14 protein-coding genes are annotated in these 15218 nt (G+C 61.9%); 1 reads left to right on the top strand and 13 read right to left on the bottom strand.

The window, feature by feature from the left end; translation table 11 throughout:
* Positions 1-112: 112 nt before the first annotated feature.
* The 3 genes from ACSAMM_RS00370 to ACSAMM_RS00360 all read right to left on the bottom strand — a co-directional run bounded on the left by ACSAMM_RS00370 (position 113) and on the right by ACSAMM_RS00360 (position 3709).
* Positions 113-1783 carry a formate--tetrahydrofolate ligase gene (locus ACSAMM_RS00370; protein ID WP_457788966.1) on the bottom strand — a complete coding sequence of 557 codons (1671 nt, stop codon included), beginning with the start codon at positions 1781-1783 and terminating at the stop codon, positions 113-115.
* A gap of 130 nt (positions 1784-1913) precedes the next feature.
* On the bottom strand, positions 1914-2861 hold the full coding sequence (locus ACSAMM_RS00365) for a transketolase family protein (protein ID WP_457788964.1): 948 nt from the start codon (positions 2859-2861) through the stop codon (positions 1914-1916).
* Positions 2862-2863: 2 nt separating this feature from the next.
* A complete protein-coding gene (locus ACSAMM_RS00360; RefSeq protein WP_178724746.1) occupies positions 2864-3709 on the bottom strand; it encodes a 1-deoxy-D-xylulose-5-phosphate synthase N-terminal domain-containing protein in 846 nt (281 codons plus the stop codon).
* Between the two features lie 590 nt (positions 3710-4299).
* Here ACSAMM_RS00360 and ACSAMM_RS00355 point away from each other — a divergent pair.
* Positions 4300-5529, top strand: a complete 1230-nt coding sequence (locus ACSAMM_RS00355) for a hypothetical protein (protein WP_178724744.1) — start codon at positions 4300-4302, stop codon at positions 5527-5529.
* A gap of 256 nt (positions 5530-5785) precedes the next feature.
* Here the strand turns inward: ACSAMM_RS00355 and ACSAMM_RS00350 are convergent, their stop codons facing one another.
* The 10 genes from ACSAMM_RS00350 to ACSAMM_RS00305 all read right to left on the bottom strand — a co-directional run bounded on the left by ACSAMM_RS00350 (position 5786) and on the right by ACSAMM_RS00305 (position 15113).
* On the bottom strand, positions 5786-6787 hold the full coding sequence (locus tag ACSAMM_RS00350) for an NAD(P)H-dependent glycerol-3-phosphate dehydrogenase (RefSeq protein ID WP_457788961.1): 1002 nt from the start codon (positions 6785-6787) through the stop codon (positions 5786-5788).
* Positions 6788-7263: 476 nt separating this feature from the next.
* Positions 7264-7977 (bottom strand): glycerol-3-phosphate 1-O-acyltransferase PlsY, encoded by a 714-nt coding sequence (plsY, locus tag ACSAMM_RS00345; RefSeq protein ID WP_178723407.1) that lies wholly within the window; start codon positions 7975-7977, stop codon positions 7264-7266.
* A 28-nt stretch (positions 7978-8005) separates the two neighbouring features.
* A complete protein-coding gene (gene der, locus ACSAMM_RS00340; RefSeq protein WP_457788959.1) occupies positions 8006-9337 on the bottom strand; it encodes a ribosome biogenesis GTPase Der in 1332 nt (443 codons plus the stop codon).
* A gap of 30 nt (positions 9338-9367) precedes the next feature.
* On the bottom strand, positions 9368-10711 hold the full coding sequence (locus ACSAMM_RS00335; protein WP_457788957.1) for a DUF512 domain-containing protein: 1344 nt from the start codon (positions 10709-10711) through the stop codon (positions 9368-9370).
* 44 nt (positions 10712-10755) lie between these two features.
* Positions 10756-10938, bottom strand: a complete 183-nt coding sequence (gene rpmF / locus ACSAMM_RS00330) for a 50S ribosomal protein L32 (protein WP_178723411.1) — start codon at positions 10936-10938, stop codon at positions 10756-10758.
* 41 nt (positions 10939-10979) lie between these two features.
* Positions 10980-11474 carry a YceD family protein gene (locus ACSAMM_RS00325; protein ID WP_178723413.1) on the bottom strand — a complete coding sequence of 165 codons (495 nt, stop codon included), beginning with the start codon at positions 11472-11474 and terminating at the stop codon, positions 10980-10982.
* Between the two features lie 139 nt (positions 11475-11613).
* Positions 11614-12336: a PHP domain-containing protein gene (locus ACSAMM_RS00320; RefSeq protein WP_457788955.1), complete on the bottom strand. Its 723-nt coding sequence runs from the start codon at positions 12334-12336 to the stop codon at positions 11614-11616.
* A 57-nt stretch (positions 12337-12393) separates the two neighbouring features.
* On the bottom strand, positions 12394-13206 hold the full coding sequence (locus ACSAMM_RS00315; RefSeq protein ID WP_178723417.1) for a coenzyme F420-0:L-glutamate ligase: 813 nt from the start codon (positions 13204-13206) through the stop codon (positions 12394-12396).
* Between the two features lie 90 nt (positions 13207-13296).
* Entirely contained in the window at positions 13297-13707 is a 411-nt protein-coding gene (locus tag ACSAMM_RS00310; protein WP_178723419.1) for a hypothetical protein, read from the bottom strand.
* Between the two features lie 65 nt (positions 13708-13772).
* A complete protein-coding gene (locus ACSAMM_RS00305) occupies positions 13773-15113 on the bottom strand; it encodes a glucose-6-phosphate isomerase (RefSeq protein WP_457788953.1) in 1341 nt (446 codons plus the stop codon).
* Positions 15114-15218: the final 105 nt, after the last annotated feature.

The following is a 15218-nucleotide window of genomic DNA, read 5'->3' as shown; positions in this document are numbered from 1 at the left end:
TGCCTGCACCGAGGGCGCATTGCCCTTATCATAGCACAGGGGCACGCGGATTGCAAGCGGTCACTTTTTCCACACATGTCGGCGGGCCCTTCCTCCGGCTGGCAGTCTCCGGTCAGAACAGGCCGCTGATTTTTCCGTTCTCGTCCACATCAATGGCTTCCGCCGCCGGAACCTTCGGCAGCCCGGGCATGGTCATGATGTCGCCGGTCAGCACCACCACAAACCCAGCACCCGCCGCCAGCCGTACGCCGCGCACCGTCACCCGGAACCCGGACGGCCAGCCCAGCAGGGCGGGATTGTCGGACAGGGAATACTGGGTTTTGGCCATGCATACCGGCAAATGGCCGAACCCCAGGGCCTCCAGCTTATCCAGCTCGCGAGAGGCGGCGGGGGTGAAATCCACCCCGTCCCCGTTGTAAATTTCCCGCACCACGGCGGCGATCTTCTCCTTGAGGGGAAGGCTGTCCTCGTACATCATGGTAAAATGGTTGGGCTCCTCCGTCAGGCGCAGTACCTCCCGCGCCAGCTCGAGGCCGCCCTCGCCGCCCTTGGCCCACACCTCGGACAGCGCCACGTTGGCCCCCGCCTCGGCGCATTTGGACCGCACCAGGGCCAGCTCCGCCTCGGTGTCGGTGGGGAAGCGATTGACGGCCACCACGGCGGGCAGGCCGAACTTCACGGTGATGTTCTCGATGTGCTTGAGGAGGTTGGGCAGGCCTCTTTCCAGCGCCTCCAGGTTCTCCTCGCCCAGTCGGCCCTTCTCGGCGCCGCCGTGGTGCTTGAGCGCCCGCACCGTCGCTACGATGACCACCGCATCGGGCCGCAGCCCCGCCTTGCGGCATTTGATGTCCAGGAACTTCTCCGCCCCCAGATCCGCGCCGAAGCCGGCTTCGGTGATGACATAATCGCCCAGCTTCAGGGCCATGCGGGTGGCGGTGACGCTGTTGCACCCGTGGGCGATGTTGGCAAAGGGCCCGCCGTGGACAAACGCGGGGGTCCCCTCCAGCGTCTGCACCAGATTGGGCTGGATGGCGTCTTTGAGGAGGGCGGCCATGGCCCCCTGGGCCTTCAGCTGCCCGGCGGTGACCGGCTGCTCGTCCCGGGTGTAACCCACCACGATGGCCGCCAGCTTTTCCTTGAGGTCGGGGATATCCCTGGCCAAACAGAGAATGGCCATGATTTCGGAGGCCACGGTGATGTCAAACCCGTCCTCCCGCGGCACGCCGTTCAGCCGGCCGCCCAGCCCGTCGGTGATCTGCCGCAGCTGCCGGTCGTTCATGTCCACGCACCGCTTCCAGGTGATGCGCCGGGTATCGATGCCAAGGGCGTTGCCCTGATGGATATGGTTGTCCAGCATGGCGGCCAGCAGGTTATTGGCCGCGCCGATGGCGTGCATATCGCCGGTGAAATGCAGGTTGATGTCCTCCATGGGAATGACCTGGGCATACCCGCCGCCGGCCGCGCCGCCCTTGATGCCGAACACCGGCCCGAGGGACGGCTCCCGCAGGGCCAGCACCGTCTTTTTGCCCAGCCGATGCAGCGCATCGCCCAGTCCTACGGTGGTGGTGGTCTTGCCCTCCCCGGCGGGGGTGGGCGTGATGGCCGTGACCAATACCAGCTTGCCGTCGGGCCGATCCTGCCGATCCTTCAGCGCCGAGAGCCGCACCTTGGCCTTGTCGCTGCCGTACATCACCAGCTCCCCACGGGAAAGGCCCAGCCCGGCGGCGATGTCCTCCACGGGCATCGGCGTGACGCTTTGGGCGATTTCAATATCCGTTAACATGGAAAGACCCTCTTTCCCCTCCTCACATCCAATACAATGCCCCGGACGGCTGGATTGTTGGAGGTCATATAAATTTTAAAAGGAGGTACAGGCGCAGCCGGACGGCTGCGCCTGTATGGGAATTTACCTCTTACTTTTTCAGCGCCACGGCGTCCCGTACGCGGGCGACAATGTTCTCAGCGCACAGGCCGAAAACCTTCAGCAGCTCCACCGCGGGGCCGGATTTGCCGAAGGTGTCGTTCACGCCCACCCGGATCACCGGCACCGGCACGGTCTCGCAGACCACCTCGGCCACCGCGCTGCCCAGGCCCCCGTAGATGCTGTGCTCCTCCGCGGTGACGATAACGCCGGTTTCCCGGGCCGCGGCCACGATGATGTCCCGATCGATGGGCTTGATGGTGGCCATGTTGACCACGCGGGCGGCAATGCCCTCGTTTTTCAGCTGCTCGGCGGCCAGCAGCGCCTCGCCCACCATCAGACCGGTGGCAATGATGGTCACATCGCCGCCCTCCGTCAGCTGGACGCCCTTGCCGATTTCAAAGCGGTAGTCGCTGCCAAGCACCACCGGCACGGCCAGCCGGCCGAAACGCAGGTACGCCGGTCCGTCCATGGCCGCGGCCGCGCGGACGGCCAGCCGTGCCTCAGTGTCGTCCGCCGGATTGATGACGGTCATGCCGGGGATGCTGCGCATCAGGGCGATGTCCTCGCAGCACTGATGGGTCGCGCCGTCCTCCCCGACGGAGATGCCCGCGTGGGTGGCGCCGATTTTCACGTTCAGATGCGGATAGCCGATGGAGTTGCGCACCTGCTCAAAGGCGCGCCCGGCGGCGAACATGGCGAAGGAGGAGGCGAACACCACCTTGCCGGCGGCGGCCATGCCGGCCGCCACGCTCATCATGTTGCCCTCGGCAATGCCGGCGTTGATGAACCGGTCGGGATACGCCTTGCGGAACATGCCGGTCTTGGTGGCAGCCGACAGGTCAGCGTCCATCACCACCAGATTGGGCATTTCCGCGCCCAGCTCAACCAGGGCCGCGCCGTAAGAATCGCGGGTGGCTTTTTTTATCTGTTCCGCCATGCTCAACCCACCTCCAACTCGTGCAGGGCCGCCTTCAGCTCGGCCATTGCGGTTTCATACTGCTCCTGATTGGGGGCCGTTCCGTGCCAGCCCACCTGGTTTTCCATGAAGGACACGCCCTTGCCCTTGACGCTGTGCTGGATGATGGCGGTGGGCTTGCCCTTGCAGGCCCGCGCCGCGTCGAACGCCGCTTCCAGCTGATCCCAGTCGTGGGCGTCGATGACGATGACATGGAAGCCGAAGGCCGCGAATTTCTCGGGGATCGGGTAGGGGGAATTGACCTGGTCCAGGCTGCCGTCGATCTGCAGGTCGTTGTTGTCCACCACGACGCACAGGTTGTCCAGCTTTTTGTGGGCGGCGAACATGGCCGCTTCCCAGACCTGGCCTTCTTCGATTTCGCCGTCGCCCAGAATGGTGTACACCCGCCAGTCGGCCTTGTCCAGCTTGGCCGCCAGGGCCATGCCCGCCGCGCAGGACACGCCCTGCCCCAATGAGCCGGTAGACATGTCCACACCGGGGATCCCCTTCATATCGGGATGCCCCTGCAGGATGGCGCCCACATGGCGCAGCGACTGGATTTCCGCTTCCGGGAAATAGCCCTTCTGGGCCAGCGCCCCGTACAGGGCGGGGGCCGCGTGCCCCTTAGAGAGCACAAAACGATCCCGGGCCTCCCATTTGGGATTGGCGGGATCCACCTTCATCTCCTTGAAATACAGATACGCCAGCGTGTCCGCAATGGACAGGGAGCCGCCGGGATGTCCGCTTTTCGCGTGGAACGTCCCTTCAATCACATCCATGCGGATGCGGGCCGCCGCAATCGACAGCTGCTTTTTGCACGAAGCCTCCATCTTATCCTTCCTTTCCTAACCCCGTTGTGGTATGAGCCTCCCACGACAGCGCGGCGTCCGGTCCCCCCTTCGGGAGCGCCCCGGGCCGCAGTTTCTTTATTATACCATGGCCGGAGAAAAAAGAACAGAGGAGCGCCCGCCGATTTTCCACCTCCGAACGCTTCCGCAGTCGGTAAAAATGAATAAATTCCCGGTCCCCGCCGATTTTCGCGGCAAAAAACACGAGCATTCGGTCTTTTTCGCCCGTTATCGTTTATTTTTTCCAAATCTTTTAAATTTATTTTTTATAGTTTTAAACTCTTTCCACATAGTTATCCACCATCATTCGCTTTTACTACCCCTCTTCCCTTCCTGCGCTTGGGTAAATGTCGCAAATTTTTTTCTTTCCATCCCGCTGAAATGACAGTGGACAAACCGTTCCGCATCATGTATAATAGTAGAATCGTTGCGGTGCGCCCAGCGGGCGGCCGCCGTTTCCTACAGATAAACGGCCGCGGGACGGCCATGGCGCTGGGCAGCCCCGGCGCGGGCGTTTTTCCAGCCCCTGACTGGTATCAAGTTTTTATTCCGTCTCAAGGAGGAAATCAACCATGCTTAAGCTCAAAAGACTGGCCTGCGCCGCCCTGGCGGCGGTGATGCTGACGTCGGCCGTGTCCCTGTCCGGCTGTTCCACGCCGGAAATCGCGATGACGGTGGACGGTACGGAGTATTCCACCGGCGTCTACCTGGCCTATCTGTATAACACCTACTTCTCCCTGTTCTATCAGGGAAGCTACCCACTGTATTATTACACCTATCAGGGAAAGGACCCGTGGGCGCAGAAGCTGCCCTATGGGGACGACAAAACTGAGATGTCGGTGTCCGATTACATCAAGCTCACCACCCAGGACACCATCATCCGCCAGAAGGCGCTGGAGAACAAGTTGAAGGAGGCCAAGCTCAACTTCTTGGAAAAGGACGTCGAGCAGGTCAACTCCACCATCAAAAACATGAAGCAGGACGCCCTGCTGCGCTACGGCATCAGCAAGGAGAGCTACGAAAAGATGCTCATGGCCTTTTCCTGCAACGAGCGCGCCCTGTTCTACGGCACCTACGACAACAACGGCTCCAAGGCCATGTCGGAGGATGAAATCCGGAAATACTTCAACGACAACTACCTCAGCTATAAAATCATTGAGATTCCCCTGACCGACGACGACGGCAAGGATTTGTCCGAGGCGGAAATCAAAAAGGTCAAGGAACGGCTGCAGAAGTACCTGAACCAGTATACCACCGGCAAGGACTTCGACAAGGTTATTGAAACCTACAACGCGGACGAGAAGGCCTCCTCCGAGACCAGCACCTCCTCCAGCGGCTCCACGACGACAACAACCACCACAACGACTACTACGACGACGACAACCACGACGACTACGACGGCCACCACCGGCACCGGCAATTCCTCTTCCGCCTCCTCCGACGCGGAAGACGAGGAAGAGGAAGAAAACAAGGATCCCAACCGGAAGGACATTGACGCCAAGCTGTACGGCGATGAGGATTTCACCAACGCCCTGAAGACGGTGAAAATCGACGAAGCTAAAATCATCGAGTACAAAAAAGGCGGCTCCACCAACACGGCGGCGCTGGTGCTGCGGCTGGATCCCGAAAAGGGCCGGCTCGACGGCAAGGACTATTTTAAAGAGAGCCGGGAGAACATCATCTACGGCGCCAAGTGGGAAGAATTCGACAAGGAGATCAAGGAGTACGCCGCGACCCTGCCCAAGGAAATCAACGACCGGGCGATTAAGATGTGCGACCCCAAGAATTTCGAAAAAGAATAAACCGCCAGCCGCCTCCTACGTTAGCAGGAGGCGGCTCCTTTATGCCGGAAACGCGGGGAAGCCGGAGGCCCTGTCCTTCCGCGGTTCCCCCGTATCGCTCGCATACCCGCCGACCTCAGCGGCTTCCCTGTAGGAGCGAGCATCGCTCGCCCGCGGATCCACGCACAAGCCAGCCCTCCCCACCGACACGCGGCGAACCAAAGCCTTCCCCTATACAAAAAGGACCGGAAGCCCGCGCTTCCGGTCCTTTTGTATCTCAAATCCAGGCGCTTTCGCTCTCCTGCTTCTTGGGCCGCCCCATGAGCGCCCGCAGGGCCTCCTTGGGATCCTGCCCCTCGTAGCAGACCCGGTAGCACTGCTCGGTGATGGGCATTTCCACCCCGTTCTGCTGCGCCAGCTGCCAGGCCGCCCGGGCGGCCAGATACCCCTCCACCGTGCCGACGATTTTCACCGCCGCCTCCGGGGTGTGCCCCTGGCCGATGAGAATACCCGCCCGCCGATTGCGGGAATGCATGCTGCCGCAGGTCACAATGAGGTCTCCCATGCCGGACAGGCCCGCAAAGGTGTCCGCCTGCGCCCCCAGGGCCACGCCCAGCCGGGCCATTTCCGCCACCCCCCGGGTCATCAGCGCCGCCTTGGTGTTGTCCCCCATGTCCAGACCGTCCACCACGCCGGCGGCCAGCGCCACCACGTTTTTCAGCGCACCGCCCAGCTCCACGCCCGTCACATCCCGGTTGACATAAATGCGGAAGGACGGATTCATCAGCAGCTCCTGCACCCGTTCGGCCGCCGCCAGATCCTCCGAGGCGCTGACCACCGTGGTGGGGACGCCCCGGGCCACCTCCTCAGCGTGGGAGGGGCCGGACAGGGCCACCACCCGCGCGGCGGGCGCCGCCTCCGCGATAACCTGGGTAAAGCGCTTGAGGGTGGCGTCCTCCAGCCCCTTGCCCGCGTTGGCAATGATGGTCGCCGGCTTGACCACGTCGGCCAGCCGGGCGGCGGTGGACCGAATGGCAAAGGAGGGTACCGCCATAATCACGAGATCCGCCCCCGCCGCGCAGGCGATGTTGGTGGTCAGCCGGATGGCCGGCGGCACCGCCACGCCGGGCAGCAGCTTTTTATGCTCGTCGTGCCGCCGGATGGCCGCCACCTCTTCCTCGAAAGGGGACCACAGGGACACCGTGTTGCCGTATTGATGAGCCATGACGGCCAGGGCGGTGCCCCAGCCCCCCGCGCCGATGACTGCGATGTTTGCCATAAACCGAACCGCCTCTCTGATGAAAGTGAGCCGCCCATAGTCCGGACGGCGTTTGTATCCTTATACCACAAGGCGGCGCGGAGCGCCGCCCTCCTTAGTCCGGAACGGCCTTGTCCGTTCCGGAGTGATTCAATGTTCTCTCAGCCGTCGGAAATCTTGGATTTCCGTTTACGGCGTGAGGTTATTATACCACAAGGCGCGCGGAGCGCCGCCCTCCTTAGTCCGGAACGGCTTTGCCCGTTCCGGAGTGGTTCAATGGTCTCTCAGCCGTCGGAAATCTTGGATTTCCGTTTACGGCGTGAGGTTATTATACCACAAAAGCAAGCACAAGCCAACGATGTTTACAGGTACGAAAGCGCTCCGCGCTGCCGCACCGTTTACGCAGGGTATTATACCCCACCCGCGCCCGTTTCGCAAGCAATCGAAAAGAACCACCCGGAAAGCGCCGCTTTCGCGCTTTCCCGGGCGGTTCCGCTTTATTTCTTGCCGAAGGACAGCTTGCTTTCCGTCCCCTTGGCGATCCGCTTGATGTTCGGAATGTGCTTAATGATGAGGATGGCCGCGATGAGGACGGCCATGCAGGTGCAGAAAATCACGGTGGAGGCGTCCTGCTTGTAGACGAACATACGGAACACGTATGTAAGCACCGCCATGGTCGCCGCCGCGCAAATGGAGCCTAATGACACCATCCGGCTGAACAGCACCACGATGATGAACATCAGCAGGCTGAGGAGGGCCACCTTCCAGTCCAGGATGAGCATCATGCCCAGGGTGGTCAGCACGCCCTTGCCGCCCCGGAAACCGAAATACAGGGGGAACAGGTGCCCGATGATGCAGAAGAAGCCCGCCAGGTACTGCCCCACCAGCCGGAGATTTTCCTCCAGCATAAAGGGCGCGAGATAGCTGGAGACCGACGGCTGGCCAAGGCTGAGATTGGTCAGCAGGAAGCCGCCCAGCAGCACCGCGGCAAAGCTCTTGGCCAAATCCCCGACGGTGGTCAAAATGGCGGGCAGCTTGCCCTGGGAACGCAGGACGTTGGTGGCCCCGGCGTTGCCGCTGCCATAGGAGCGGATGTCCTCCTTGGCGAATAACCTGGTGACGATGATGGCGGAGTTAATGCTGCCCAGCAGATAGGCGGCGGCCGCCGTCAGCAGCAGGGCCAGCCAGCTGTTTTGCAGAAAGTCTCCCATATTCTTGTTCCCCTCTGTCTAATCTGGATTATCTGGTGCTGGAATCGCCTTTTTCCCGGATGATAAAGCGCACCGGCGTCCCCACCAGCCCGAAGGTCTCCCGGATCTGATTCTCCAGATACCGCTGGTAGGAGAAATGGAACAAATCCGCCCGGTTGACGAAAAAGACGAAGGTGGGCGGCCGGGTGGACGGCTGGGTCATGTAGTAAATCCGCAGGCGGCGCCCCTTGTCGGTGGGCGGCTGCACCCGGGCCGTGGCCTGGGCCAGCACATCGTTGAGCATGCCGGTGGAAATGCGCATGGCGTTCTGCTGCGCGACATTCACAATCATCTCGAAGAGCTTATCCACTCGCTGTCCGGTCTTGGCGGACAGGAACAGGAAGGGCGCATAGGCCATAAAGGAGAAATCCTCGGCCAGCTCCTTGCGCATCCGCTCCATGGTGTGGCCGTCCTTCTCCACCGCGTCCCATTTGTTGACCGCGATGATGCAGGCCTTCCCCTGCTGGTGCGCGATGCCCGCCACCTTGCTGTCCTGCTCGGTGAAGCCCTCCGCCCCGTCGATGAGGATGACACAGACGTCGGCCCGCTCCACAGCCATTTCGGCCCGCAGCACGCTGTATTTTTCGATGGCGTCGTCCACCCGGCTCTTGCGCCGCAGGCCCGCCGTGTCGATGAAAATAAAGTCCCCGTACTGGTTGTGGACGGCGGTGTCCACCGCGTCCCGGGTGGTGCCGGCGATGGAGGAAACGATGCTTCGTTCCTCCCCGGCAATGGTGTTGATGAGGGAGGACTTCCCCGCGTTGGGCTTGCCGATGACCGCCACCTTGATGACGTCCGGGGCCTCCTCCTCCCCTTCCTCCGGCGGGAAATAGGCGAACACCGCGTCGAGCAGGTCGCCGGTACCGTGACCGTGGACGGAGGATACCGGGACGGGATCCCCCAGTCCCAGGTTGTAAAACTCGTAGAATTCCGGCGGCGGGCTTCCGGGCGCGTCGCACTTGTTGACGCAGAGCACCACCGGCTTGCCGCTTTTCTTGAGCATCACGGCCACATCCTGATCGTTGGCCGTCACCCCGGCGCGCAGATCGGTCACCAGCACGATAACGTCCGCCTGGTCGATGGCCAGTTGGGCCTGCCGCCGCATCTGGGAGAGGATCACGTCGTCGGAATGGGGCTCGATGCCCCCGGTGTCTGCCAGCATGAAGGTGCGGCTGCGCCATTCGCACGCGGCGAAGATCCGATCCCGGGTCACGCCGGGCGTGTCCTTGACGATGGACAGCCGCTGCCCGATGAGCTTATTGAACAATGTCGATTTTCCCACATTGGGACGCCCTACCACCGCCACTACCGGCCGCGCCATAGGGATCACCACCTATCTATTTTACTTCGGTTACCAGAACAGCGCTTCCAGCAGATCCGCGCCGTCCACCGGCAGCATCTCCACCCGCATCGACAGGGCCTGCGCCACCTCGTCGGGGGTGGCGTCGTCCAGGAAGCAGTCGCCCTCCCGCCGGAGCATGTCCCGGGGAAGGAGAAGAATGTCCGCCTCCCGGCCGCGCAGCTGTTCCATTAAATCCCGGCCGGTCAGCAGACCGGCCACGGTAATAGTTTCCCCAAAAAACCGGTTCTTTATGGGGACGACTTCCACCAGTAAATTATGCCACGTTTCCCGCGCCTCGTCAACCAGACGGCTCAGAATCGGCGCGGCCAGCAGGCCGGTGGCGATAAGCAGACGGCTGCCCGCCGGGCGGCGGCCCTCCTCCCGGGCGGCGGCCAGGGCCTCGCGGAACTGCTCCTCGAGCAGAGCGGTCATGCCCACCCCGTTCTCCAGCTGGGCCATGTCTCCATAATACGCGGCGTCCGGCATGGGCAGACCCGCCTTGATGAAAAATTCATCGGAGGGATAGAACAGCCGCGTCCCATGCTTTTGCAGCATCTCCTCCCCCATGGCTTCCATGCGGCGGATGACGTCCCGGGATTCCTCCGGGGTGAACAGGCGCAGAGGCGTCAGCCCTTCCCGGTATTTGGTCAGGCCCACCGGCACGGCGGCCACGCTTTTCACCGCCGGGGCCAGTTCCGCCAGATCCCGCAGGGTGTTGGTCAGCTCCTCCCCGTCGTTGTAGCCGGGCACCAGCACCAGCTGGCAATTGATGGCTAAGCCCGCGTCAGCGAACCGGCGCAGCACCGCCAGCTTCTCCCCGGCAAAGCGGTTGCCCATCATCCGGCAGCGCAGCGCCGGGTTAGTGGTGTGCACCGAAATGTTGATGGGGCTGATGTGCATGGCGAGAATCCGCTCGATCTCGTGATCGCTCAGGTTGGTCAGGGTGATATAATTGCCGAACAGGAAGGACAGGCGGCTGTCGTCGTCCTTGAAATACAGGCTTTGGCGCATCCCGGGCGGCAGCTGGTCGATGAAGCAGAAAATGCATTGGTTCCGACAAGAATGCTGCTTGTCCATCAGGTAGGTCTCGAAGGACAGGCCGATGTCCTCGCTCTCCCCCTTGCGGATATGCACCACCCGGGCCTTCTTTCCATCGGTCACCGCCACCCGCAGGTCGGTTTCCATCAGGTAAAAGCGGTAGTCCAGCACGTCCTCAATGACGTGGCCGTTGATGCGCAGCAAGGTTTCCCCGGGACGGATGCGTTTGCGGGCCGCCGGGCTGCCCGGGGTCACGTCTTGAATGGTCACCGGCATGGCGGCGCGCCTCCTTTGTTCAAAGAGATATGCAGACATAAAAATAGAGAAGGATTGCTCCTCCTCTACCTTTAGGGCCGCGTTCAGCCTTCGGTTTTGACAACCTGCCGGCCATTGTAATACCCACAATTGCCACAGAGCCGGTGCGGGCGTTTGTATTCGCCGCACTGCGGGCATTTCATCAGCGCCGGAGCATCCAGCTTCCAAACGTTGTTGCGCCGCTTGTCACGCCGGGCTTTGGAATGTTTCCTCTTGGGTACCGCCATGTCAGCACCTCCTTAGTCCTAATCCGGCGGAAAATCCGCCACTAGTTGATGAGCTGTTTGAGCACCTCAAGCCGGGGATCCGTCCTGTCGGAATGACAGCCGCAGAGCCCTTCGTTGAGATTCTTACCACACATGGGACAAAGCCCGCGGCAGTCCTCACGGCAGAGGAATTTCGACGGCAGCTCCAGCAGAATATCCGCCCGCGCCAGTTCGTCCAAGGACAACTGGTAGTTGTCGATGAGGACGAAATCGTCGGTTTCCTCATTGTTCAGAGACGCCACCAGGATATGCTCCATGGGAATCCGGAACGGCCTTTGAATCGCCTCATTGCAGCGATCGCAATGGCCGTCGAACCGGAATTCCGCCGCCGCCCGCAGAGTGACCACGCCGGCCGAACAAGCGGCCTCGCCCTTCACCCGGACTGGCTGTGTAAAAGGGTGGATTCCTTGGAACTCCACCCCGGAAAAATCCAGTTCTGCGTCGATGGGCAGGGACTCGATCTCGCCCATAAACAACGGTTTCAGCTGTAGAAGCATACTTCACCTCAAAGTGTCACGCAAAATATTATATATACCTCAGCGGGGTTTGTCAATAGAGAATTTGGTTTCCGGTGGTTTTCCGCGCATTTTTCCGCGTTCTTTCCAATATTTCCGGACGAAACCGCCCGTTCCTTCGTCAGGCATCGCCCTTTTGCGCACAAATCCGCACGAATTCGCCCGCCCGCAGCCGGGCGATCAGCGTGGCGCCGTCGGGCACCGGCCCGGCGAAATCCAGGCCGCCGATCGCCAGATCCTCCCACTCGTGAAAATCCGATCCGGACAGCCCTACAAGGCCGTTCGCCCGGCAGAAGGAGGCGGCGTCTTCGTTGTGGGAGTTATGGCGGGGGTTGCCGTTCATGACCTCCACCCCGTCCAGGTAGGCGGCGGGGCAGGGCTTCATGCCGCTGCGGCAGGGGTGGGACTGGGCCACGAACCAGCCAAGCTGCTCCGCCAGTGCCTTCAGCCGTTTCTCATCCAGGGTATACAGCGCGGGGTAGCGCCGGAGCTGCTCCTCGGTCACGCCGTAGACCAGGTATTCGTTGATGGAATCCCGCAGGGCGTCCAGGGCCGGCTCCCCGGTCTTTTCCGCCCCGTCCAGCCGCAGCTCCAGCCCCAGGAGAACCGTCAGCCCCAGGGGCTCCCCGGCCGCCTTCGCGGCCCGGTAGCCGGCCAGGTAGGCGTCCACCTTTGTATCCCAATCGCCGGGGAAGCGGGCGAAATTATAGGCGGCGTAGTGATCGGTGACCACCACGCCCGCGTAGCCCTCCCGCCGGTAGGCCGCCGCGGCCTCGGCCGCGGGGACGTTGCCGCAGGGGCTGACCTCGTCGGTATGAAAATGCATCTCAAATGGATATGCCATAAAGCTGCCTCCCGGCGGGGAAGCCCCCGCCAAATCTATGCCGTTTTCGCTGGCCCGTCAGTGCTCGGGGGGCGGGCCGTCCACGGCCTCCACCGGCACATAGGGCATGGCCTCCCGGTCGCCGATGTCCCGGACGATGACGAAGGGAGTCAGCTCGTCATCCTGGCCGGCGGGGTTGTCCCGGATGAGGTCGGCCAGGAGGGCAGCGGGCTTGTCCGCCAAATCGGGGGATTTACCCAGGATCTCCACATCGATGTCGTTGGCATCCACCACCATGCAGGAAATGCCCAGCGCCTCTTTCACCTGCCGGCAGACCCCGTCGGGATCCTTCGGATTGAGGACGGCGAGGGTGTGGTAGGTCTCGAAGGCGGAGTGGCTGTAAAACCCGTCGATGCCCGCCACATCCTGGCCCACGATTTCATAGAACACGCCCCGGTGACCGGTGAACTTGCCGATCAGGGTGCGGAAGCAGGCCCAGAGGATCAAAGGCAGGCCCTTCATGTCAATGGCCAGCTGAAGCTTATAGGGCTCGTCCATGGCGATGCCGTTCTGGTTATGGGTGGCGAAGCGGGAGAGAAATTTGGCCCAGAAGCCCACCTTCACGTCCTTCATCTCCACGGTGTTGTTCTGACACATGGAAACGACCTTCTCGCTCAGGGTGACCACGTCCCCCTCCTGATAGAGAGGGGACACGTACCGGCGCATCACCTCCACAAAGTCCTCGCCCCGCTCGATGAAATGGGTGGCGACGGCGTACCGCTCATACCGGCGGCCTTCCGACTCCCGCACGCCGCGCACGTAATAGACGGCGCCGTTTTCCTCATGCCGGTTCTCCGATTTGTTCAGATTGCCCTCGTACCAGATTGCCATGGCCGTACCATTCCTTTACCGTTTCTGATGAAAGCGGAGAATCGGCCGGCAGCCGGTTCTCCGCTTCCTCAGGGTTTTCGATTGCCGTTCTTACAGGGCCAGCTCCGCCAGCTCGGCGGGGATCTCGCTCTTATCCGCCGAGACGGAGAGCACCAGGTTGGTATTCGCTTTCTCAGACAGAACCTGCAGCTTCTTGACGAAGCTCAACAGGGCCTCCATGTCGCGGCCGCCGATTTTCAGGGTGGAATCCACGAAGACGTCGGTGATGTCATAGTTGCCCGCGCACATACCCGCGATGAAGCCATAGAAGGAATCAAAGCCCTGGATGTCGTAGCTGTCGGCCACCGCCAGACGCGCCTTGTGGCTCAGGTCATAGGTCAGGGTGCTGTCCTTTTCAATGAACACCACATTGCCCTTGGACGCCGCCATGGCGGCGTTGCACATGTCGATGAGCCGTTTCGTTTTGCCGGAGCCTTTCTTGCCGAGGATCAGAGTTACCATAATCAATTCCTCCCAGTGTATATAGTATAACCGCCGTGCGCGGTGTTAAACGGAGTAAACGGGATTCAGCGGCCCAGGCGTTTTTCCAGGGCGGCCTTTTCGTTCTCGAAGCCGGGCTTGCCCAGCAGGGCGAACATGTTCTTCTTGTAGCTTTCCACGCCGGGCTGGTCAAAGGGATTGACCCCCAGCATGTAACCGGAAATGGCACAGGCTTTCTCAAAGAAATAAATCAGATAGCCCAGTGCCTCCTCCTTCGCCTCGGGAACATGGATGACAAGGCTGGGGGTGCCGCCGTCGGTATGGGCCAGAACGGTGCCCTCGAAGGCCTTCTTATTGACGAAATCCATGGTTTTGCCGGTCAGGAAATTGAGGCCGTCCACATTCTCGGGATCCTCCTCGATGGTCAGCTCCCGGGGGGCCTTGTCCAGCAGCACCACGGTCTCGAACAAAATGTTGGAGCCGTCCTGGACGAACTGGCCCAGGGAATGCAGGTCGGTGGAGAAAACCACGGACGCCGGGAACAGGCCCTTGCCGTCCTTGCCCTCGCTCTCACCGTACAGCTGCTTCCACCACTCGGACATCATGGCGTAGCAGGGCTCGTAGCTGACCATCAGCTCCACGGCGCGGCCCTTGCGCAGCAGCACATGGCGGGCGGCGGCGTACTTATAACAGTCATTGTTCTCGATGGAGGGATCGGTCAGCTCCTTCTGGGCGGCGGCGGCGCCGGCCATAAGGGCGGCGATGTCGCAGCCGGCCACGGCGATGGGCAGCAGACCCACGGCGGTCAGCACCGAGAAGCGGCCGCCCACGTCGTCGGGCACCACAAAGGTCTCGTACCCTTCCCGATCGGCCAGGCCCTTGAGGGTGCCCCGGGCCTTGTCGGTGGTGACGTAGATGCGCTTTTTAGCCTCTTCCCTGCCCACGGTCTTTTCCAGATAATCCCGGAAGACGCGGAAGGCGATGGCCGGCTCGGTGGTGGTGCCGGACTTGGAGATGACGTTGATGGACACCCGGCGGCCCTCGCACAGCTCGAGCAGCTCGCTCAGCGCGGAGGAGGAGATGCTGTTGCCCGCGAAGTAGACGTCGGGCGTGTCCTTCTTTTTCGCGTTATACAGCGGGGATTTCAGGAATTCGATGGCGGCGCGGGCACCCAGATAGCTGCCTCCGATGCCGATGGCGATGAAGATATCGGTATCCTGCCGGATACGGGCGGCCGCGGCCTGAATGCGGGCGAACTCCTCTTTATCGTAATCGGTGGGCAGGGTGAGCCAGCCCAGAAAATCGCTGCCCAGGCCGGAGCCGGCGTGCAGCAGCTCGTGAGCAGCCGTGACCTGCGGCTGCAGGGCGCCCAATTCATGAGGACGGACAAAGCTTTCGAGATAACGGGTTTCCAAAGACACGGACATAAGACAGTTTCCTCTGCTTTCCCGGTATACGCGGTCCGCGCTCCGACAGGGCCGGGTTTTCGCCCGCCTGATCGCCGTGTCCAAAGCATGCGTGCCGGGTATGCC

This window comes from Anaeromassilibacillus sp. SJQ-5, assembly GCF_054108045.1.
Note: the sequence above shows the minus strand (reverse complement) of the source record. Positions and strands in the feature narration are given on the sequence as shown.

Coding starts and splice junctions, on each gene's coding strand:
- ACSAMM_RS00320 (WP_457788955.1), bottom strand. CDS start 12,336: ATGGCATATCCATTTGAGATGCATTTTCATACCGACGAGGTCAGCCCC.
- rpmF (WP_178723411.1), bottom strand. CDS start 10,938: ATGGCGGTACCCAAGAGGAAACATTCCAAAGCCCGGCGTGACAAGCGG.
- ACSAMM_RS00310 (WP_178723419.1), bottom strand. CDS start 13,707: ATGGTAACTCTGATCCTCGGCAAGAAAGGCTCCGGCAAAACGAAACGG.
- ACSAMM_RS00360 (WP_178724746.1), bottom strand. CDS start 3,709: ATGGAGGCTTCGTGCAAAAAGCAGCTGTCGATTGCGGCGGCCCGCATC.
- plsY (WP_178723407.1), bottom strand. CDS start 7,977: ATGGGAGACTTTCTGCAAAACAGCTGGCTGGCCCTGCTGCTGACGGCG.
- der (WP_457788959.1), bottom strand. CDS start 9,337: ATGGCGCGGCCGGTAGTGGCGGTGGTAGGGCGTCCCAATGTGGGAAAA.
- ACSAMM_RS00335 (WP_457788957.1), bottom strand. CDS start 10,711: ATGTCTGCATATCTCTTTGAACAAAGGAGGCGCGCCGCCATGCCGGTG.
- ACSAMM_RS00355 (WP_178724744.1), top strand. CDS start 4,300: ATGCTTAAGCTCAAAAGACTGGCCTGCGCCGCCCTGGCGGCGGTGATG.
- ACSAMM_RS00305 (WP_457788953.1), bottom strand. CDS start 15,113: ATGTCCGTGTCTTTGGAAACCCGTTATCTCGAAAGCTTTGTCCGTCCT.
- ACSAMM_RS00350 (WP_457788961.1), bottom strand. CDS start 6,787: ATGGCAAACATCGCAGTCATCGGCGCGGGGGGCTGGGGCACCGCCCTG.
- ACSAMM_RS00325 (WP_178723413.1), bottom strand. CDS start 11,474: ATGCTTCTACAGCTGAAACCGTTGTTTATGGGCGAGATCGAGTCCCTG.
- ACSAMM_RS00370 (WP_457788966.1), bottom strand. CDS start 1,783: ATGTTAACGGATATTGAAATCGCCCAAAGCGTCACGCCGATGCCCGTG.
- ACSAMM_RS00315 (WP_178723417.1), bottom strand. CDS start 13,206: ATGGCAATCTGGTACGAGGGCAATCTGAACAAATCGGAGAACCGGCAT.
- ACSAMM_RS00365 (WP_457788964.1), bottom strand. CDS start 2,861: ATGGCGGAACAGATAAAAAAAGCCACCCGCGATTCTTACGGCGCGGCC.